Annotated in this window: 21 protein-coding genes; 1 reads left to right on the plus strand and 20 read right to left on the minus strand. The window is 43.0% G+C overall.

The features are described from left to right. Positions 1 to 10: 10 nt before the first annotated feature. The 19 genes from umoD to yceD form a co-directional block, all read right to left on the minus strand. Complete coding sequence (gene umoD, locus BM100_RS14805) at positions 11 to 481, minus strand: UmoD family flagellar biogenesis regulator (RefSeq protein ID WP_092512285.1); 471 nt, start codon at positions 479 to 481, stop codon at positions 11 to 13. Between the two features lie 655 nt (positions 482 to 1,136). Beyond that, complete coding sequence (locus tag BM100_RS14810; protein ID WP_092512287.1) at positions 1,137 to 2,441, minus strand: NAD(P)/FAD-dependent oxidoreductase; 1,305 nt, start codon at positions 2,439 to 2,441, stop codon at positions 1,137 to 1,139. 432 nt (positions 2,442 to 2,873) lie between these two features. Continuing rightward, positions 2,874 to 3,893 (minus strand): beta-N-acetylhexosaminidase, encoded by a 1,020-nt coding sequence (nagZ, locus tag BM100_RS14815; RefSeq protein ID WP_092512289.1) that lies wholly within the window; start codon positions 3,891 to 3,893, stop codon positions 2,874 to 2,876. 111 nt (positions 3,894 to 4,004) lie between these two features. Further along, the gene (gene thiK, locus BM100_RS14820; protein WP_244590535.1) at positions 4,005 to 4,880 is read right to left on the minus strand and encodes a thiamine kinase; all 876 of its coding nucleotides are present in this window, start codon (positions 4,878 to 4,880) and stop codon (positions 4,005 to 4,007) included. Then, on the minus strand, positions 4,864 to 5,436 hold the full coding sequence (lpoB, locus tag BM100_RS14825) for a penicillin-binding protein activator LpoB (RefSeq protein ID WP_092512291.1): 573 nt from the start codon (positions 5,434 to 5,436) through the stop codon (positions 4,864 to 4,866). The genes thiK and lpoB overlap by 17 nt, the downstream gene beginning before the upstream one ends. Before the next feature lie 287 nt (positions 5,437 to 5,723). Then, positions 5,724 to 6,074 carry a purine nucleoside phosphoramidase gene (gene hinT, locus BM100_RS14830; RefSeq protein WP_092512293.1) on the minus strand — a complete coding sequence of 117 codons (351 nt, stop codon included), beginning with the start codon at positions 6,072 to 6,074 and terminating at the stop codon, positions 5,724 to 5,726. Between the two features lie 20 nt (positions 6,075 to 6,094). Beyond that, on the minus strand, positions 6,095 to 6,880 hold the full coding sequence (locus BM100_RS14835; RefSeq protein WP_092512295.1) for a metal-dependent hydrolase: 786 nt from the start codon (positions 6,878 to 6,880) through the stop codon (positions 6,095 to 6,097). Between the two features lie 13 nt (positions 6,881 to 6,893). Next, complete coding sequence (gene holB, locus BM100_RS14840; protein ID WP_092512297.1) at positions 6,894 to 7,892, minus strand: DNA polymerase III subunit delta'; 999 nt, start codon at positions 7,890 to 7,892, stop codon at positions 6,894 to 6,896. Then, positions 7,889 to 8,530, minus strand: a complete 642-nt coding sequence (gene tmk / locus BM100_RS14845) for a dTMP kinase (protein WP_092512299.1) — start codon at positions 8,528 to 8,530, stop codon at positions 7,889 to 7,891. Before tmk ends, holB begins: the two co-directional genes overlap by 4 nt. Next, entirely contained in the window at positions 8,527 to 9,552 is a 1,026-nt protein-coding gene (mltG, locus tag BM100_RS14850; protein ID WP_092512301.1) for an endolytic transglycosylase MltG, read from the minus strand. The genes tmk and mltG overlap by 4 nt, the downstream gene beginning before the upstream one ends. A gap of 91 nt (positions 9,553 to 9,643) precedes the next feature. Continuing rightward, positions 9,644 to 10,471 carry an aminodeoxychorismate lyase gene (gene pabC / locus BM100_RS14855; RefSeq protein WP_092512303.1) on the minus strand — a complete coding sequence of 276 codons (828 nt, stop codon included), beginning with the start codon at positions 10,469 to 10,471 and terminating at the stop codon, positions 9,644 to 9,646. Positions 10,472 to 10,688: 217 nt separating this feature from the next. Next, positions 10,689 to 11,930, minus strand: a complete 1,242-nt coding sequence (gene fabF, locus BM100_RS14860; protein WP_092512305.1) for a beta-ketoacyl-ACP synthase II — start codon at positions 11,928 to 11,930, stop codon at positions 10,689 to 10,691. A gap of 74 nt (positions 11,931 to 12,004) precedes the next feature. Further along, entirely contained in the window at positions 12,005 to 12,241 is a 237-nt protein-coding gene (gene acpP, locus BM100_RS14865; RefSeq protein WP_004247087.1) for an acyl carrier protein, read from the minus strand. 151 nt (positions 12,242 to 12,392) lie between these two features. Next, entirely contained in the window at positions 12,393 to 13,127 is a 735-nt protein-coding gene (fabG, locus tag BM100_RS14870) for a 3-oxoacyl-ACP reductase FabG (RefSeq protein ID WP_092512307.1), read from the minus strand. 11 nt (positions 13,128 to 13,138) lie between these two features. Further along, positions 13,139 to 14,068, minus strand: a complete 930-nt coding sequence (gene fabD, locus BM100_RS14875; protein WP_092512309.1) for an ACP S-malonyltransferase — start codon at positions 14,066 to 14,068, stop codon at positions 13,139 to 13,141. Positions 14,069 to 14,086: 18 nt separating this feature from the next. Continuing rightward, positions 14,087 to 15,040, minus strand: a complete 954-nt coding sequence (locus tag BM100_RS14880; RefSeq protein WP_092512311.1) for a beta-ketoacyl-ACP synthase III — start codon at positions 15,038 to 15,040, stop codon at positions 14,087 to 14,089. Next, complete coding sequence (gene plsX / locus BM100_RS14885) at positions 15,041 to 16,099, minus strand: phosphate acyltransferase PlsX (protein ID WP_092512313.1); 1,059 nt, start codon at positions 16,097 to 16,099, stop codon at positions 15,041 to 15,043. It lies immediately after the preceding gene. Between the two features lie 29 nt (positions 16,100 to 16,128). Continuing rightward, positions 16,129 to 16,299, minus strand: coding sequence for a 50S ribosomal protein L32 (gene rpmF / locus BM100_RS14890; protein ID WP_092512315.1), 171 nt, complete (start codon positions 16,297 to 16,299; stop codon positions 16,129 to 16,131). A gap of 12 nt (positions 16,300 to 16,311) precedes the next feature. Continuing rightward, positions 16,312 to 16,836 carry a 23S rRNA accumulation protein YceD gene (yceD, locus tag BM100_RS14895; RefSeq protein WP_092512317.1) on the minus strand — a complete coding sequence of 175 codons (525 nt, stop codon included), beginning with the start codon at positions 16,834 to 16,836 and terminating at the stop codon, positions 16,312 to 16,314. 143 nt (positions 16,837 to 16,979) lie between these two features. Between yceD and BM100_RS14900 the strand changes: the two genes are divergently transcribed. Then, a complete protein-coding gene (locus BM100_RS14900; protein ID WP_092512319.1) occupies positions 16,980 to 17,573 on the plus strand; it encodes a Maf family protein in 594 nt (197 codons plus the stop codon). Here the strand turns inward: BM100_RS14900 and rluC are convergent. Next, positions 17,567 to 18,523, minus strand: coding sequence for a 23S rRNA pseudouridine(955/2504/2580) synthase RluC (gene rluC / locus BM100_RS14905; protein ID WP_092512412.1), 957 nt, complete (start codon positions 18,521 to 18,523; stop codon positions 17,567 to 17,569). The genes BM100_RS14900 and rluC overlap by 7 nt on opposite strands. Positions 18,524 to 18,540: the final 17 nt, after the last annotated feature.

An 18,540-nucleotide genomic window follows, 5' to 3' on the forward strand; every position in this document is an offset into this window, starting at 1 on the left:
GAGAAAATGATTATTCCAGCGGTGCGTTAATAATTAATTGCCCTTTCTCATTTAAAGGGATTGAGCTCCCCGGTTCATAGGGCATTCTGACCTTGCCGCCACCTTTTTCACCGATCTCATAATTGATATCATATCCAATGATACTGACTTGCTCAAAATGAACTGGTATGCAATGTTCCAGTGCTGAATGAGATAAAGCGGGATATTCTTTCTTTACTTTTAAGTAATCAAGCAGAGTTAATATCTGGTATTCGCGGGCAACCAGACTATTTCCCGGCAAATCTTTTACCGTAGCTGGAATGGGGAATACGGCGATATGGCAATAGGATTGGTGAACGGTAATAGATGCTCGTATCGGTTCCGAAGATACTACTTTCGCAACATTGGGAAACGGGGGCTTAAAACAATACGTTGCAACACCAATGGCAGCAATAGTAATTATGAAACCAAGTAAGTACTGTCTTATATTTAGTTTAACCACATAGCACCTTGATATATTAATAATTTTATACGCATTTTATTAAGCAACTCTTTCGGTGTATAAAAAGAACTAAAAATGCGTTTAATTTATTATTTAAGAAAAGTCCTATTCCAATAATCCAATTTTATAAAAAATATAATTTATTCCAGTAGGATTTGCGTGTGTTTATTCCCTCGGATTTATCTGTCTACGAAACTGATTTGAAATAACAAATAAAATATCTTAGTGGAATCCTTTCTAATCCTAACAGCTCAAGTAAAATTGCGATACTACAGTAAGCTAACTAAAACTCACTTTATTACAACGATTAGTTAAGTGCATAAATAAATTACTGCACTTTCTTAAAGGATATTCCACAGTAAAATTATCTAAATTTTCCCTTTGTATCATATAAATATAAGAATATCTCCATTATTTAAAATAAACTCACATATAACAATAATTAGTTAATTCGATGCAATGGCTTTATGGAATATAAATAAAACTTTATTCATTATAATAAACAAGTTCGGTAAATTTAGAGAAGAATTATTATGATATGTATAATAATAAATATAACGCGTAAAAAAATGGCCCGCCTGAATTAATTAAATTCGGACGGGCCATTTTTCAAATCAGTATCTCAGCTCAATTTACCTGCCGAGTTTTCAATTAGTTAATGTAATTTCAATCGTGGGCGAATAACACGGTTAATTCCACCAACTAACATCATCAGGCCAGTTTTAATATACCCATGCAAAGCCACCTGATGCATGCGGTACAACGAAATATAAACGATGCGTGCGATACGGCCTTCTATCATCATTGAGCCACGCATCAAGTTCCCCATCAGGCTGCCAACTGTGCTGAACTTAGATAATGAAACTAATGAACCATGATCTTTATAAACATATTCTTTCAATGGCTTTTCATTCAGCAATGCCAAAATATTATCGTAACAACGGCTTGCCATCTGGTGAGCAGACTGAGCTCTAGGAGGAACAAAACCGCCCTCTTTTTTCGGGCATGATGCACAATCCCCGATAGCAAAAATATGGCTGTCATGCGTAGTCTGCAACGTTGGCTTCACGACCAGTTGATTGATTCGGTTCGTTTCCAACCCACCAATGTCTTTCATGAAGTCAGGCGCTTTGATCCCTGCCGCCCAAACCATCAGAGAGGCTTTGATCTGTTCACCATCTTTAGTATTCAGGCCGTGCTCGTCAGCGCTGGTCACCATAGTCTTGGTTAATACCTTAACACCCAGCTTGGTCAATTCCTGATGAGCGGCGCTGGAAATGCGCGTAGGCAATGCTGGCAGGATACGCTCCCCAGCTTCAACCAAAGTCACATTCAAGACATCTGAATTCAGGCTTTCAAAACCATAACTGTTGAACTGTTTCACGGCATTGTACAGTTCTGCTGACAATTCCACGCCTGTTGCGCCGCCGCCAACAATCGCAATATTCACCTTTTCTTCTGCACATTGATTTGCAGAATATTTCAGGAATAGATTTAGCATCTCGTTATGGAAGCGATGCGCCTGCTGCGGATTATCAAGGAAAATACAATTGTCTTTCACGCCAGCCGTACCAAAATCATTTGATTGGCTGCCCAATGCCATGACAAGAATGTCGTAAGTCAGCTCACGCTCTGGAACCAACAAATCGCTGCCTTCATCACGGATTTCAGCCAAAGTAATTTTCTTTGCCTCACGATCAATATTCGTGAGTGTACCCAGCTGGAAATTGAAATAATGGTTACTGGCATGCGCTAAATAACTCAATGCATCCACACCATCATCCAGAGAACCCGTCGCTACTTCATGTAATAATGGCTTCCATAAGTGGCTGTTATTGCGATCCACCAAAGTAATTTCGGCTTTCTGCTTACGCCCTAATTTATGCCCCAAACGCGTTGCCAGCTCTAAACCACCAGCGCCCCCACCAATGATGACAATTCTTGTCTTTGGCGTTGTCATGACTACCCCACTGAAAATACAACTAATGTTATGTAAGAAGTCAAACACGTTTTTTTAAGTCAAAAATGTTGAATAACGTTCTTAAATAACATCAGGCTAGACAAATTTCATACGGAAAATATCCTCAGAATATCATGGCTGGTCAGTTGGTCATACCAAAAATAGCCGCAATCAAATTCTTTTGACTAATTAGACATCAATCACAAATTTTGCATTCAAATTTTCAATTAGTTGGATATCAATCATATTTATTACTGATTCATCTTTACAATGTTAATACGATGTGAATTGGAAATTTTTCGGCTCAACCAAGCCCTATCGTCAGGGCTCAAGGAAGACTTAAGAAAGGGCATTCAGAGTAAAAAAGGAATAGGGTTATCAATCACATCCCTATTCCTGATTTTATGGTGAAAAGAACAAATTATTTAAAAACTATTCACATCTTAACCACTTATCGCATAAATCATGCAATGCCTTGTGCGCTTGCTGCCAACGTTCAGATTTATGCAGTTCCTCTAGGCTAAACTGTTTTCCTTGATGATACAACCGCGAAACTTTCTCTGAATTGATAATCGGCAGATTATCCAGCACACTGACCGCGCCTTCTCGATTATTGCACACCAAAATCATGTCACAACCTGCATCTAATGAGGCTTTCGCACGATCAGGATAGCTCCCCATAACAGCCGCGCCTTCCATGGACAAGTCATCAGAAAAAATGACGCCTTCAAAGCCCAATTGACCACGCAGAACGGATTTCAGCCAATATGGAGAACCACTGGCAGGACGATGATCAATTTGAGGATAAATAACATGGGCAGGCATAATTGCATCCAGCAAATTACGTTGGATAAAATCACGAAATATCACCATATCATGGCAATTGATGTCATCCATTGAACGGTTATCCCTTGGCGTCTCTTTATGGGAATCGGCTGTTACGGCACCATGTCCGGGAAAATGTTTACCCGTTGATCGCATTCCCGCAGAATGCATGCCCTTAATAAATTTTTCAGCCATCGCCATCGCAGGTTCAGGCTCTTCATGAAACGAACGTTCACCAATGGCCGTGCACTTGTGCCCCAAGTCCAGTACTGGCGCAAAACTGATATCAATGTCCATCGCAATCATTTCTGAAGCCATCAGCCAACCAGATTCTTCAGCCAAATAAGCCCCCATAAGATTGTCATTCATACAGGCAAAAGATTGTGCTGCTGGTAAACGAGTAAAGCCTTCGTGGAAACGCTGGACACGCCCTCCTTCCTGATCAACCGCAATGACCAGGCGGTTATGGGACGCCTCACGGATTTGGCGAACCAATTCACGTAATTGTTTTGTATCATGGAAGTTGCGGGTAAACAGAATTAAGCCGCCCACTAATGGATGTTGCAGAATTTCGCGTTCTTCACTATCCAATTCATAACCAACAACATCTAACATTACTGGTCCCATAGCTTTCCTCATTATTTCTCTTTATTGGTTGTTTATTGGTCGTCACTTTTGACTAATAATCAGTTAAAACCCGCCAGTACATCACACCTGTTTTAAACTTATTACATGAGGTTAAAGTTTAAAATTGTGGCGCAGAGGATCCACCAATGATAAAAATTGCTGCTCTCTTGTCTGTTGCCAGCGTACTTCGTACCACATCAGCATCATATAGTTAACCCATGGCTTCCATCGTTTAATCTGCTGTTGTAACCGCTGGATATCTGAATAGCCTGATGCCTGAATACAATAATAATTCAAAAAAGTGTGTTGCTGTATCTCATCCCATTGATTTCCGCTAAACAGAACAGCCAATGACAAACCAATATCGACATCAGCGGCATATTCCCAATCAATCAATTTGATCCCTTTGTCGGTGATCAGCAGATTATCAGGATGAATATCCATATGGGCAGGCGCGATTTTTAAAGCGGTGGGCATTTTGGCCGCCATAAAAAATTTATGTAAGCGTAGCCAGCCGGGAGACAGACGTTTCCGGTCAATTTGCTGCCATTGAGACGCAATTTGTTGTTTGAACTTGAGAGGATATCCCAAGGGAGGACGCCGATGCAGGATAGAAATTGCCTGAGCCAACGACTGCAACAGCGCTGGCCGACTCAATGCTGCGGGTGTTACTTTTGTCCCCGTAACCCACTCCAGCAATAGCCAGCGTTCGTTCATAGCGACAACTTTAGGGGCAATACCGCTCGTGGACAATCTGCGTAATATTTGATTTTCCCGCAGACGATTTACCCCAAGTGTTCGATTCTGTGATGTTTGTGCACGCCCAATCATCTGGTGCACACCATTCGTAATATAGTAACTGCCTTGTGTCAGCCCCGTTAATGGCTTAATTTCCCAAGACTCTGCCGGAATATCAGGCCATTGCCGGCATAACATTCTCAGCAAAGAATTATTCTGCAAAATGTTATCGTCAGTTAACGTCACCACGACCTGACCACAGTATTTCGCCCGTTTTAACCAGCATCAACTGCATCTCTATATTACGCTGGCCATTGTGATTAGAAACCGTGGAGTAAAGCACATAATCAGCGTTCAAATAACGAGCCAAACCGATAGACTTACTCCGCAACCCCAGACTATCCTCCGATGATAACCTGAGTGCTTGTCGAGCCGCATAGACCTGAGATTTGGAGACTACCCGGAAAACCTGTTTTCGGTTAATGGCATCAGTAATCGCTTCTGTTGCTTTCAGCGTTCGCAATGAACTGTTGGTATTGTTTTTCACAGAATCAACCAACAGCAGTTTCCCGCCGCCCACGCCATTGGCTTTAGCCATCTTTTCAATCAATGGCTGAACAATATCATTCCAATTAGTAGATTGGATTTTGGGAGGCTGAGGAACTTTTTCCGATGGCTCTATCGGAGGTGGTTCCTGTTTTTTCTCTGGTTGGGCTGGTGTAACAGGAGCAGGCTGTTGTGATTCGTGGAATACACAACTTGCCAGCAGCATCGCTGATAATATAACAAAGAGAACTCTTTTCATTAATCTACTCCGGTTACATCGCTAACTTTTATTGGTACTTATATCCGTTTATACCCACTGTCTTTCAAGTTGCAGCGTTCAAGCCGCCGAGTTATTGGCTGCACTCATTCATTTCAGTCACCGTTTTATAAAAATACAGTGACTTCTGCTTTTGAGGGGATTAATGCAAGGCTCCCGTCTTTCACCAAAAACCTGCTTTTGGCTGGGCAAATTCGTTTCCGACGAATTTGCCACTCCCTTGTCACCTCAGCGCAACTCGAAATCTATAGGATATATAACTAAAACGATTATTTTGCTAACAGTGGCCCCAATGGACGCCCGCCAACCATATGCATATGGATATGGAATACTTCCTGCCCTGAATGACGGTTACAGTTCATAATTAAACGATAGCCATCTTCTGCGATACCTTCATCCTGTGCGATTTTTGCTGCGACGGTAAATAAACGCCCCAATGCCAGTTCATGATCCGCAGTCACATCGTTAACTGTCGGGATCAATACGTTAGGGATAATCAAAATATGTGTCGGTGCTTGAGGAGAAATATCACGAAATGCGGTTACCAAATCGTCCTGATAGATAATATCAGCCGGAATTTCTCGACGAATAATTTTACTAAAAATAGTTTCTTCTGCCATCTAAATTCTCCTTTTATCACTTATTTTTCAGTAAGATCAACATGAAACAATTCACAAAAGTTTTTTGTAGTTACTTCAGCCAATTCATCAATGCTAACACCTTTCAAGACGGCCATATATTCAGCGACATCTCGTACATAGGCAGGCTGATTTTGTTTGCCACGATGAGGAACTGGAGCCAGATAAGGCGAGTCAGTTTCTACCAAGATTCGATCGAGTGGTACAAATCTGGCGGCTTCACGGATCTGTTCCGCGTTACGGAAAGTAACGATACCAGAAAAAGAAATATAAAAACCCAAATCCAACAAGGCGCTGGCGGTTTCTTTATCTTCTGTGAAACAGTGCAAAACACCACCGCAATCTTGCACATTTTCTTCTCGCAAAACCATCAACGTATCGTCTCTGGCTTCACGGGTATGCACGATCACAGGCTTATTTAATTCACGACCAATTTGTATGTGTTTGCGGAATGAAGTGCGTTGGAGTTCTGCATTATCTTTCTGGTAATAATAATCGAGCCCCGTTTCCCCCATTGCGATGACTTCTTTATCGGCAGCCAATCGGGCCAATTCTTCAAAATCGTAACCTTCATCCAAATTTAATGGATGAATACCACAGGAATACGCGACATTTTCTCGTTTGCCGATCAGATTCTTCATCTGCTGAAAGCCAGGCAATGTTGTTGCCACTGCCAGCATATATTTCACATCCCGCTCTGCAGCTTTTGCTACAACTTCATCAACATTTTTGTGCTGTGTTTCATAATCAAGGCAATCGAGGTGACAATGTGAATCAACTAAAAACATAATATGCTCGTATCTAAAGGGGTGACGGTATGGAACAAAGTTGCTTTTCCCATTTGAGTAAGTGTTCTGTCAGCAATAATTCCCGGTTGATGCCCACCACAGACAGCAATTGATGACGACAAAGTACCCAATCATCAACTGTACTTAATAATGTTTCCACATTTTGTGAAAAAGCAAGGTGCTGAATTAAGGCCTGTTGATCTTGATTAACGCAGTAGTTCTGCGCCTGCTGCCGCCATTTCACTGCATCGGACAATAGGCTTATCAACCAAAACAAAAATTGTGGTGCATCATCACGATTCAACAATGGCAAAAGCGACAGGGTATCACATTTATGCAAAGCCTGGGCAATTGCCTGACAAAGCGCATTTCTCTGCTGCCATTTTTCAGTCTGGAGCAATTGTTCCGCCGCCAATGGTGCCCCTTGTGACAACTTTAATGCGGTCAACGCATCTGAAGGTGCTACATTAGGCAGCTTGTTTTGCAGCCAATAAAGCCCGATGGACGTTTCTGGTACAGGGAGAAAATAGTAGAAACAACGACTCCGCATGGTTGCCAGCAAATTTGCGGGATGTTGGCATTGCAATAAGAAATACGTGTTTTTAGGCGGCTCTTCCAACGTTTTCAATAAAGCGTTGGATGCAGCATCAGTTAAGGACTCTGCCGATGGAACCCAGACAATTTTGGCCCCACCTTGCTGAGAGTATTCATAGAGTCTTTCGCTGATATGGCGGACAGCATCCACCCCAATGATATGCTTTCCCTTTTCGGGGGCAAGAACATGCCAGTCAGAATGGGTACCGGCCAGCATCAAGTGGCAGCCATGGCATTCGCCACAGCTTTTCATACCCTGTTTATTCTGACACATCAGCCAGCGGCTCAATCCGTATGATAATGCTTTCGCACCTGTTCCTTCATGAGCATGCAGTAAAATAGCGTGATGCCCACGCCCCTGTTGATGGGATTCAACTAACTGGCGATACGCATGATTGAGCCACGGATACCAATTCATGCCGGTGTTTCCTGTTGTTGTAGCCACTGTAGCAAGATATGGCGAATATCCGCCTGTACTTCTTCCAGTGATTGAGTTGCATCAACCTTTTTGATTCTGTCATCAGACATCACAAACTCAAGATACTTTGCCCGAGTACGGTTGAAGAAATCTAAAGATTCTTTTTCAATGCGATCTAACTCACCCCGCTCACGGGCGCGTTTTAGTCCTACCTCTGGAGGTAAATCAAGATAGATAGTTAAATCTGGGCAAAAATCCCCCAATGCAGCGTCACGCAATGATGTCATCAGGTTCTGGTCAATGCCACGTCCTCCTCCCTGATAGGCCTGGGACGAAAGATCATGGCGATCACCTACAACCCAAGTTCCCTTTGCCAGAGCAGGCTTGATAACATTTTCAACCAATTGAACTCTGGCAGCATATAACATCAATACTTCTGCTTTATCTGTCAGTAGTTCACCTTCAATACCTTGTTTAATCAACTCACGTAACTTTTCTGCCAATGGCGTCCCGCCCGGCTCACGAGTAAAAATAAGATCAGAAATGCCATACTGCTTCAATGTTTCAACAACTGTTTTGATTGCAGTCGTCTTGCCCGCACCTTCAAGCCCTTCAATTACAATAAATTTGCTGTTCATTTATCCTGCTTTAACCTCTGACGGTAAAGGGTTACTGCCTTATTGTGCGCAACCAAATTAGTAGTGAATGTATGACCGCCATTGCCATTCGCAACAAAATATAAGTATTCAGTTACGGCGGGATGTGCCGCAGCCTTGATTGAAGCTAGGCCCGGCATAGCAATCGGCGTTGGAGGTAACCCATCAATCATATAAGTATTGTACGGAGTAAATGTGGTCAGGTTGCTGCGAAAAATCGTCCCCGTATATTTATCTCCAAGACCATAAATAACTGTAGGATCAGTTTGCAATCTCATTTTTAACCGTAATCGATTGATGAAAACAGATGCAACTTTAGTACGCTCAGATTCAATTGCCGTCTCTTTTTCAATGATGGAAGCCATGATCAACATTTCATGTGCGTTCTTATACGGCAGATTTTTCTCGCGTGATTTCCACTCCTGATCCAGCACTGTTTGCATTTTATTGTGGGCTCGCTTGAGTAATTCCATATCACTCGTACCAGCGGTGTACATATATGTGTCTGGATAAAACCACCCTTCCAGAGACTCCCCCGCTTTCATGCCCAAGGCATCTGTCAACTCTTGCGGTGTTTTATTTTCCACAACATGCTTTAAGTATGGTGCATTCTGTAATATTTTTGACCAATCAGAGAGGTTGCTTCCTTCAACGAAACGGATAGCAAATTGCATTTCTTTACCACTGGCAAATAATTGCAAAATAGCTCGCAGAGACATCCCTTTCTGCAAACGGTAAGTTCCCGCCTTGAATTTCATCAACTCAGGTTCGACACGGAATAACCACGGCATTAACTGATTATCTTCAATTAATTTATGTTTAATCAGCAGGGCTTCTAAACCTGTACGCCCAGTTCCCGCCGGCACAGTAAATATGAGATCTTGATTGAGATTAATCTTTTGATCAGCAAAATTTTCTATTTTTTTCATAAAAGAGAAAAAGATGATCAGTGCGATCACAATAATCAAACCAGGTAGAATGAGAATATGCTTTTTAAATTTCATTCGTAATCACTTTTATATGTACTTCAATGACGAATACCAATAGCCGATACTTTAAGCGTTAGCTAGACCAACCGTTTGAGCAGTAAAAACGCTAAATCTCTAAGCAGCCGGGTAATAAATACTCATACAATTCTCTTGATTGATATTGCCACTGAGGCTGATTCTTATGTGCTTGTATTTGATTGATTGGGAGTACTGGCATCAAGGAATTGCAGATAATCACCTCGTCAGCATGAGCCAACGCTTCAGGGTAACGCATGACACATGACAAGTTATAATCACTTTTCGATAATAATTCGATTATTTTCTGGCGCATCACCCCTTCAACACCACATTGAGTGAGTTCAGGAGTATAAATATTTTTGCCTTTTCTCCAGAAAATATTAGCAGCGCTGCATTCAACCAATAGTCCATCGCTATCAAGCACTAATGCATCATCAGCTTTCGATGTTTCAATGAACCGTTTGATTAAAATTTGTTCCAGACGATTCAGGTGTTTAATGCCTGCCAAATAAGGATTAATGCCCAGTGAAACAGGGCTAAGAACCAGTGAAATACCTTTCTGGCGTTGAGTAATATACTGTTCTGGATATGGATTCAACGATAAAATGTGAGTAGGTGCAACTGCACCATCCGTACCATAGCCTCTGCCCCCTTCCCCTCTGGAAAGAATCACCTTTAAAACGCCTGATTCACATCCCTTTACTGCTTGTTTAATTTGGCTCTCAAGTTGCAGCCAATCAAATTCTGGCATAAACAACTTTTCAACACCTTTTTGCAGGCGTTTGATATGCAAAGACAACAAAGCTGGCTGTTCTTGTTCCACTCTTATTGTAGTGAAACAGCCATCACCAAATTGTACAGCCCGATCGCTTACCGCTATGCGATCGCACTGATTACCATTAATCCAGTACGTCATTTTAATTTCTTATTTCGATAAAAAGGCGCAATAACCTCAGCTACTAAGGGGCGCTATAATAGTATAGGTGTCCCGACAGTGCAAAAACCCATACAATTAGTGAACCTACGTTCGGCGAACTTACATTCGATGACCATTCTAATTCATGATAAAAAAGTAGGTATAAAAAAGCCTCAACAAATGTTGAGGCTCTTCATTGACGCAAAGTGTTTTGTTTTTAGATCTTGCGGAAAATCAATGACCCATTGGTGCCACCGAAACCGAAAGAGTTACACAGAGCGTACTCCATCCCTTCAACTTTACGCGCTTCACCTGGAACTAAATCCAAATGACAGTTTTCATCCTGATTTTCCAAGTTAATGGTAGGAGGAACAATCTGATCACGCAGCGAAAGAATAGTAAAAATGGATTCAACCGCACCAGCCGCGCCTAACAAATGGCCTGTCATTGATTTGGTAGAACTCACCAATACTTTAGTGCCCTTACCGAAAACAGACTCAACTGCACGAGCTTCTGCCAAATCACCAACTGAAGTTGAAGTGCCATGAGCATTAATGTAGCCCACTTGCTCTGGTGAAAGACCAGCATCATTCAGGGCATTGCTCATTGCTAAAGCAGCACCCGCACCGTCTTCAGGTGGTGATGTCATATGGTAAGCATCACTGCTCATACCAAAGCCGACAATTTCAGCGTAGATTTTTGCACCACGTTTTTTGGCATGTTCATATTCTTCAAGAACGACAATACCAGCGCCATCACCCAGCACAAAGCCATCACGATCTTTATCCCAAGGACGACTTGCGCCTTGAGGATCATCATTACGGGTAGACAATGCACGTGCAGCACCGAAACCGGCAATACCAAATTCTGTGCTCGCTTTCTCCGCACCACCAGCCAGCATAATATCAGCATCATTATAGGCAATAATACGAGCCGCATGACCGATATTGTGTACGCCAGAAGTGCAAGCGGTTGCAATGGAAATGCTTGGACCACGCAGACCATAAAGGATGCTCAGATGGCCTGATACCATATTGATAATGGTCGAAGGTACAAAGAATGGACTGACCTTACGAGGGCCGCCAGAAAGCAATGTACTGTGGTTTTCTTCAATCAGGCCCAAACCACCAATACCAGAACCAATAGCAGCACCAAAGCGGCTAGCATTGGTTTCTGTTATGTCAATTCCTGCATCTTCAATGGCTTGTATGCCCGCAGCAATACCATATTGAATGAAGAGATCCATCTTCCGTGCTTCTTTGCGCGAAATATTAAAATCTTCATGATTAAAATTCTTCACCAAACCAGCAAATTTAGTTGCATGGTTACAGGCGTCAAAATGTTCGATAAGGCCGATACCACTCTGTCCGCTACAAACAGCATTCCAAGAAGATTCTACTGTGTTGCCGACAGGAGATAACATGCCTAGTCCGGTCACGACTACTCGACGCTTAGACACGGTTATCCTCCAGGGAGGGAAAAAATTTAGGACAAAAAACATAGGCGGTCGAACGACCGCCTAGGTATGTGTGCTTATTTACCTGCGTTTTCAACGTAGTCAATAGCAGCCTGAACTGTGGTGATTTTTTCAGCTTCTTCGTCTGGGATCTCGATATCGAACTCTTCTTCCAGAGCCATTACCAGTTCAACTGTGTCAAGAGAATCAGCGCCCAAGTCATCAACAAATGAAGCTGAATTTACAACTTCTTCCTCTTTAACACCCAGTTGTTCAACGATGATTTTCTTAACGCGTTCGTCGATAGTGCTCATACTATTAAATTTCCTATCAAAACTCGCTTTTGCGATGGTTTTCGTAGTTTATAAAATACAGGAAAAGATGCAACCAAATCCCGGCTGGTCGAACCACAATCTGCCTCTTTCTGTATAAAAAATACATCAGAAACAGATAGTTCGCTCATTTTTAGATCATGTACATGCCGCCATTGACATGTAATGTTTCACCCGTAATGTAAGCGGCCTCGTCAGAAGCAAGAAACGCTACAGCACTGGCAATTTCTTTTGCATCACCAAGACGATTGGCAGGAATTGTAGCTTCAATACCTGCACGCTGTTCGTCAGTCAACGCTTTGGTCATATCTGTTTCGATAAAACCAGGTGCAACAACGTTGACGGTGATACCACGGGAAGCAACTTCACGGGCCAGTGATTTACTGAAACCAATAACCCCTGCTTTCGCTGCCGTGTAATTCACCTGCCCAGCATTTCCCATTACTCCAACAACAGAACCAATGGAAATAATGCGTCCATAACGTTTTTTCATCATAGAGCGCATTACTGCTTTTGACAGACGAAAAATAGAAGAAAGATTAGTGTCAACAATGTCTTGCCACTCATCATCTTTCATGCGCATCAACAAGTTATCACGAGTGATGCCTGCATTATTAACTAAAATGTCTATTTCACCAAATTCAGCACGAATATTCGATAGTGCATTTTCAATGGATTCTGAATCTGTGACATTCAGTACAAAACCTTTGCCCTTATCACCAAGGTAGGCACTGATTGCTTCAGCACCTTTTTCACTGGTCGCAGTACCAATAACACATGCACCGCGTTCAGCCAATAATTCTGCAATTGCGCGACCTATACCGCGGCTCGCACCTGTTACCAGTGCAATTTTTCCATCAAAGCTCATGTTTTCCCCAGTCATTTGTTCAGAGCAACTGTGAGTGATGATACATCATTTACTGCCACAGCACTTAAAGTATCAACAATTCGTTTAGTCAACCCAGTTAATACCTTACCCGGCCCAATTTCTAACAGTTGTTCTACACCTTGCGCAGCAATGTATTCAACCGATTCAGCCCAACGTACAGGATTATACAACTGACGAACCAGCGCGTCGCGAATAGCGTCGGCAGATTTTTCTACTTTTACATCGACATTATTAACGACAGGGAATAGTGGCTGTTTAAATTCAATCGCTTGCAATGCAACTGCCAATTGATCAGCAGCCGATTTCATCAGTGCGCAGTGTGAAGGTACACTCACAGACAGAGGCAATGCGCGTTTTGCGCCCGCAGCTTTACATGCTGCGCCAGCGCGTTCAACTGCATCTTTTTCACCAGCTATCACAACCTGTCCAGGTGAATTGAAGTTAACGGGTGAAACAATTTGCCCTTGTGCTGCTTCGTCACATGCTTTTGCAATGGACTCATTATCCAGACCAATAATGGCATACATCGCCCCTTGTCCTTCTGGTACAGCATCCTGCATCAGCTTCCCGCGTAGTTCAACCAGTTTGATTGCCTGACTGAAGTCAATCACGCCAGCACAAACCAATGCCGAATATTCACCGAGGCTGTGACCGGCCATTATGGAAGGTGCTTTACCTCCCTTTTCTTGCCAAACACGCCAAATGGCTACTGAAGCTGCCAGTAACGCAGGTTGGGTTTTCCACGTTTTATTCAGCTCTTCTGCGGTTCCTTGTTGGACTAATGCCCATAAATCATATCCCAAAACCGCAGAGGCCTCTGCGAAAGTTTGCTCAACCAGCGGGAACTCCGTGGCTAAATCTGCCAACATCCCCAAAGATTGAGAACCTTGACCGGGAAATACCATTGCAAAATCAGACATGTTTATTTTCCTGTTAAATTAAAAACGTACTAGCGCTGAGCCCCAGGTAAAGCCACCGCCAAATGCTTCAAGTAAAACAAGCTGGCCACGTTGGATCCTTCCATCACGCACCGCTTCATCAAATGCTGTCGGTACTGATGCTGCCGAGGTATTACCATGACGATCCAACGTCACAACAACTTTATCCATAGTCATATTCAACTTCTTGGCTGTCGCTGAAATAATGCGCAAGTTTGCCTGATGAGGCACCAGCCAATCCAGCTCGGAATGAGACATGTTGTTAGCTTCTAATGTTTCATCAACGATATTCGCTAACTCACGGACAGCTACTTTGAAAACTTCATTGCCGGTCATAGAGATATATGATGACTTATCAAGTTCCACTCTGCTTTGATGGGGCAGTGACAACAAATCACCATGACGGCCATCAGCATGAAGATGGGTGGATAATATGCCTGGTTCCTCGGAAGCCCCGACTATCATAGCTCCAGCCGCATCTCCAAAGAGAATAATTGTACCGCGATCTTCTGGATCCACAACTCTTGAAATAATGTCAGATCCAATTACCAGTGCATGCTTGGCTGCCCCGGTTTTAATAAATTTATCAACAACGCTCAAAGCGTAAGCAAAACCAGCACATGCCGCTGCAACATCAAAAGCTGCAACGTTTGGAATTCCCAATAATTGCTGGATTTGGCAAGCTGCGCTTGGGAAAGCATGCGTGGAGCTTGTTGTTGCAACAACAATTAAATCAATTTCTGTTTTATCGATGCCGGCCATTTCAATGGCTTTTTCTGCAGCTTTAAAACCCAAGGTTGCAACATTTTCATCTTCAGCTGCAATACGGCGTTCACGAATGCCCGTACGAGCGACAATCCACTCGTCAGACGTATCCACCATTTTTTCTAGATCTGCGTTAGTACGCACTTGCTCAGGCAAATAACTGCCCGTACCTAAGATTTTTGTATACATTTATGCTTGTTCACTCTTGGGTAATACTGCATCCAGTCGGGCAGCGATTCTGTCAGGAACTTGTTTTTCTACAGCCTGAACAGCTTGATCAATAGCCGCTTTAAACGCTCGTTCATTGGCAGCACCATGGCTTTTAATGACGATACCGCGTAATCCCAATAACGTTGCTCCGTTATACTGATCAGGATTCAAATGACCAAATCGCTTCGTTACCTGCTTTAGCAACCATTTTTTGAATATCTTCATCTTGAATATTTTCATCAGCCAAGATGATTTTTTCTGCTGACCATCCGGTGATTTTACCAGAGATAGAATCACTCTAATTGCACCTTCCATCGTCTTCAGCGTAACATTACCTGCGAAGCCGTCACATACGAGCACATCGGTCTTTCCCGTCAGTAACTCATTTCCTTCCACATAGCCTATATAATTAATAGCCGGGCTATTGCGCAAGGTTATAGCAGCTTCGCGGATATTATCCAGCCCCTTGGATTCCTCTTCCCCTATATTGAGCAGCGCAACTCGCGGATTATCCACACCAGCTACATACTCTGCCATTACAGCACCCATAATCGCAAACTGAACCAACATGCCGCTATTACAATTAATATTAGCGCCTAAATCTAATACAACTGTCTTCCGCTGTTTCAGGTTAGGTATCACTGTCATTAATGCCGGCCGTTCAATCCCCTCTATGGATTTTAGCATCAATTTGGCCAACCCCATCAAAGCACCCGTATTTCCCGCACTGACACAGGCTTGCGCTTCTCCCGATTTAACCAGTTCCAAAGCCACACGCATCGAAGTACCATGACTGGCGCGAATAGCTTGTGAAGGTCTTGCATCGTTGGAAACGACATGTTCCGCAGGGATGATTTGCAAACGGCCAAGCAGCTCGGCATTTTCATTTGCAAGCAAAGGGGAAATGGTTTCGGGGTTACCGACCAACAATAGCTTTAATTGCGGATTAGATGCCAGTGCCTGCAAAGCAGCAGGCACTGTGACGCGAGGACCAAAGTCCCCGCCCATAGCATCTAACGCTAAGGTTAGATTAGCCAAGATATCAACTTGCTAATGGTTAGCTGAGATTACTTGTTGATTACCTTGCGGCCACGGTAGTAGCCATCAGCGGTCACGTGGTGACGCAGGTGAGTTTCACCAGAAGTTTTGTCTACAGAGACATGTGATGCAGTCAGTGCGTCATGAGAACGACGCATACCACGTTTAGAACGAGTTGGTTTATTCTGTTGTACGGCCATTGACCTTACTCCTTAAGTACTTTTCTTTAAACTGGCTAATACGGCAAATGGGTTTGGTTTTTCCGCTTCAACGGGCAATACACCAAACACCATGTCCGCGTCGGACACTTCACAGTGTTCAGAATCATGTACCGGAACTACCGGCAGAGACAGAATTATTTCATCTTCAATCATTGCCAGTAAATCTATTTCGCCAAATTCATTAACATTAATTGGCTCATATTCTTCCGGTAATGCCTCAGCTTTTTCGTCATTGACGATCGGGCTAAAACAATACGTTGTGTGAACATGATGACTGAAATTACTGCCACAACGCTGACAGGCAAGTGTGACATCCACATCGGAATGCCCTTTTACAACAGCCAGACGCTGATTATCAATTTCAAACGATAGTGAGCTATCTACATCACCATCCACACTGACCACACTTTCTGCAATGCGACGAACTTGCTCAGGAGAATAACTACCTTGATAGTCTAGTCTTTTCTGGGCAGCCCGAAGTGCATCAATGGTCAGGGGTAATTTTACCTTCTGCATAAGGCGCGCATATTATCTTTGTAATGAGACATAGTCAAAGAAAAAGGCCACACATCTTACCTTTCCGCCAAATATTCGCTTATTAAGCGCCGTATAGTTTAAAATGTCTGCAAAGATTTCTCTACGTATTTTATGGAAAAATGATGCTTCCGATTGTTTTATCGTCAACTTCTGTCTATCGCCGCCTATTATTGGAAAAATTGGGTTTATCTTTTGCTTGTGCCTCTCCAGACATTGAGGAGAATCCACAAGAAAATGAAAATCCAGAACAGTTGGTAATGCGGCTATCTCATGCCAAAGCAACTGCATTGCAATGTGATTATCCCAACCACTTAATTATAGGTTCAGATCAGGTTTGTGTTTTAGATAACAAAATTACAGGGAAACCACATAATTTTGAAAACGCGTTCAATCAACTGCAAAAAGCCAGCGGAAAATGTGTCACGTTTTATACTGGTGTTACGTTATTTAACAGCAAAACCGGGAATGCAGATACCCGCTGTGAACGCTTTCATGTTTATTTTAGACAAATTACCGAAGCAGAAATCATCAGCTACTTAAACAAAGAAAAACCGTTTAATTGTGCAGGCAGTTTTAAAAGTGAAGGTTTAGGGATCACATTATTTGAGAAACTTGATGGCAGAGATCCAAACACATTAATCGGCCTGCCATTGATTACCCTGACAGAGATGCTGATCCGTCAGGGGGTTAATCCTCTGACGGAATCTTCTTATTGATTATTCTGCCGCAATATTCTTAAACAAGTTCTTAATTTATCATCCAACGGGGCTTCGAAACGTAAAGTTTCCCCCGTAGATGGATGGGTAAATTTCAGAGAGCTTGCATGCAAAAACAATCGGTTAAGGCCCGTATTTGCCAGTTGTGCGTCAAATGCCCTATCACCGTAGCGATCATCAAAAGCGATAGGATGACCCGCATGCAAGGTATGTACCCGAATCTGATGCGTTCGGCCTGTAACTGGACTTGCCCGCACCAAAGTCGCGAATGTATACCTTTCTTCAATTTTAAAGCGTGTTTCAGAAGGCTTACCTTCGTTGCTGATTTTTACTACCCTTTCCCCGCTTTGCAGAATATTTTTCAGCAAAGGCGCTTCAACCACTTTGCAATGGGATTGCCACTGACCGCGTACCAATGCCAAGTAATCTTTTTGCATCTGTTTCAAACGCAGTTGCTCATGAAGGGCGCGCAACGCAGAACGTTTTTTTGCAATTAATAAAATGCCCGAGGTATCACGGTCGAGGCGATGCACCAGCTCAAGAAAGCGAGCTTCAGGACGCAATGCCCGCAATCCTTCAATTACACCAAAACTCAGCCCGCTGCCGCCATGTACTGCCGTCCCAGAGGGTTTATTAATGACCAAAATATGGTCATCTTCATACAAAATGCATTCAGCCAGTGCTGCAACCTTGCCCAGTTTTGCTGAGACAGGGGGTTCCTGTTTGTCTGAGACTCTGACCGGAGGGATCCTGATGATGTCACCTGCCGCCAATTTATATTCGGGTTTGATTCTGCCCTTGTTAACTCGAACTTCACCTTTGCGCAGGATCCGGTAGATCATGCTCTTAGGTACACCTTTTAAACGAGCCAGCAAAAAATTATCGATTCGCTGACCGGCTTCATCGTCATCAATAGTGACAAATTGTACAATTTGATTATTTGTTTTCATGGGCGAGATTTTAATTA

This window comes from Xenorhabdus mauleonii (genome assembly GCF_900113945.1).
GTDB lineage: Bacteria > Pseudomonadota > Gammaproteobacteria > Enterobacterales > Enterobacteriaceae > Xenorhabdus > Xenorhabdus mauleonii.

Bases quoted from the DNA above. Each gene is read 5' to 3' on its own strand.
- BM100_RS14810 (WP_092512287.1), bottom strand. From the start codon at position 2,441: ATGACAACGCCAAAGACAAGAATTGTCATCATTGGTGGGGGCGCTGGT.
- rluC (WP_092512412.1), bottom strand. From the start codon at position 18,523: ATGAAAACAAATAATCAAATTGTACAATTTGTCACTATTGATGACGAT.
- pabC (WP_092512303.1), bottom strand. From the start codon at position 10,471: ATGACGTACTGGATTAATGGTAATCAGTGCGATCGCATAGCGGTAAGC.
- BM100_RS14880 (WP_092512311.1), bottom strand. From the start codon at position 15,040: ATGTATACAAAAATCTTAGGTACGGGCAGTTATTTGCCTGAGCAAGTG.
- holB (WP_092512297.1), bottom strand. From the start codon at position 7,892: ATGAATTGGTATCCGTGGCTCAATCATGCGTATCGCCAGTTAGTTGAA.
- yceD (WP_092512317.1), bottom strand. From the start codon at position 16,836: ATGCAGAAGGTAAAATTACCCCTGACCATTGATGCACTTCGGGCTGCC.
- BM100_RS14900 (WP_092512319.1), top strand. From the start codon at position 16,980: ATGCTTCCGATTGTTTTATCGTCAACTTCTGTCTATCGCCGCCTATTA.
- fabG (WP_092512307.1), bottom strand. From the start codon at position 13,127: ATGAGCTTTGATGGAAAAATTGCACTGGTAACAGGTGCGAGCCGCGGT.
- tmk (WP_092512299.1), bottom strand. From the start codon at position 8,530: ATGAACAGCAAATTTATTGTAATTGAAGGGCTTGAAGGTGCGGGCAAG.
- mltG (WP_092512301.1), bottom strand. From the start codon at position 9,552: ATGAAATTTAAAAAGCATATTCTCATTCTACCTGGTTTGATTATTGTG.
- lpoB (WP_092512291.1), bottom strand. From the start codon at position 5,436: ATGAAAAGAGTTCTCTTTGTTATATTATCAGCGATGCTGCTGGCAAGT.
- fabD (WP_092512309.1), bottom strand. From the start codon at position 14,068: ATGTCTGATTTTGCAATGGTATTTCCCGGTCAAGGTTCTCAATCTTTG.
- rpmF (WP_092512315.1), bottom strand. From the start codon at position 16,299: ATGGCCGTACAACAGAATAAACCAACTCGTTCTAAACGTGGTATGCGT.
- nagZ (WP_092512289.1), bottom strand. From the start codon at position 3,893: ATGGGACCAGTAATGTTAGATGTTGTTGGTTATGAATTGGATAGTGAA.
- BM100_RS14835 (WP_092512295.1), bottom strand. From the start codon at position 6,880: ATGTTTTTAGTTGATTCACATTGTCACCTCGATTGCCTTGATTATGAA.
- hinT (WP_092512293.1), bottom strand. From the start codon at position 6,074: ATGGCAGAAGAAACTATTTTTAGTAAAATTATTCGTCGAGAAATTCCG.
- acpP (WP_004247087.1), bottom strand. From the start codon at position 12,241: ATGAGCACTATCGACGAACGCGTTAAGAAAATCATCGTTGAACAACTG.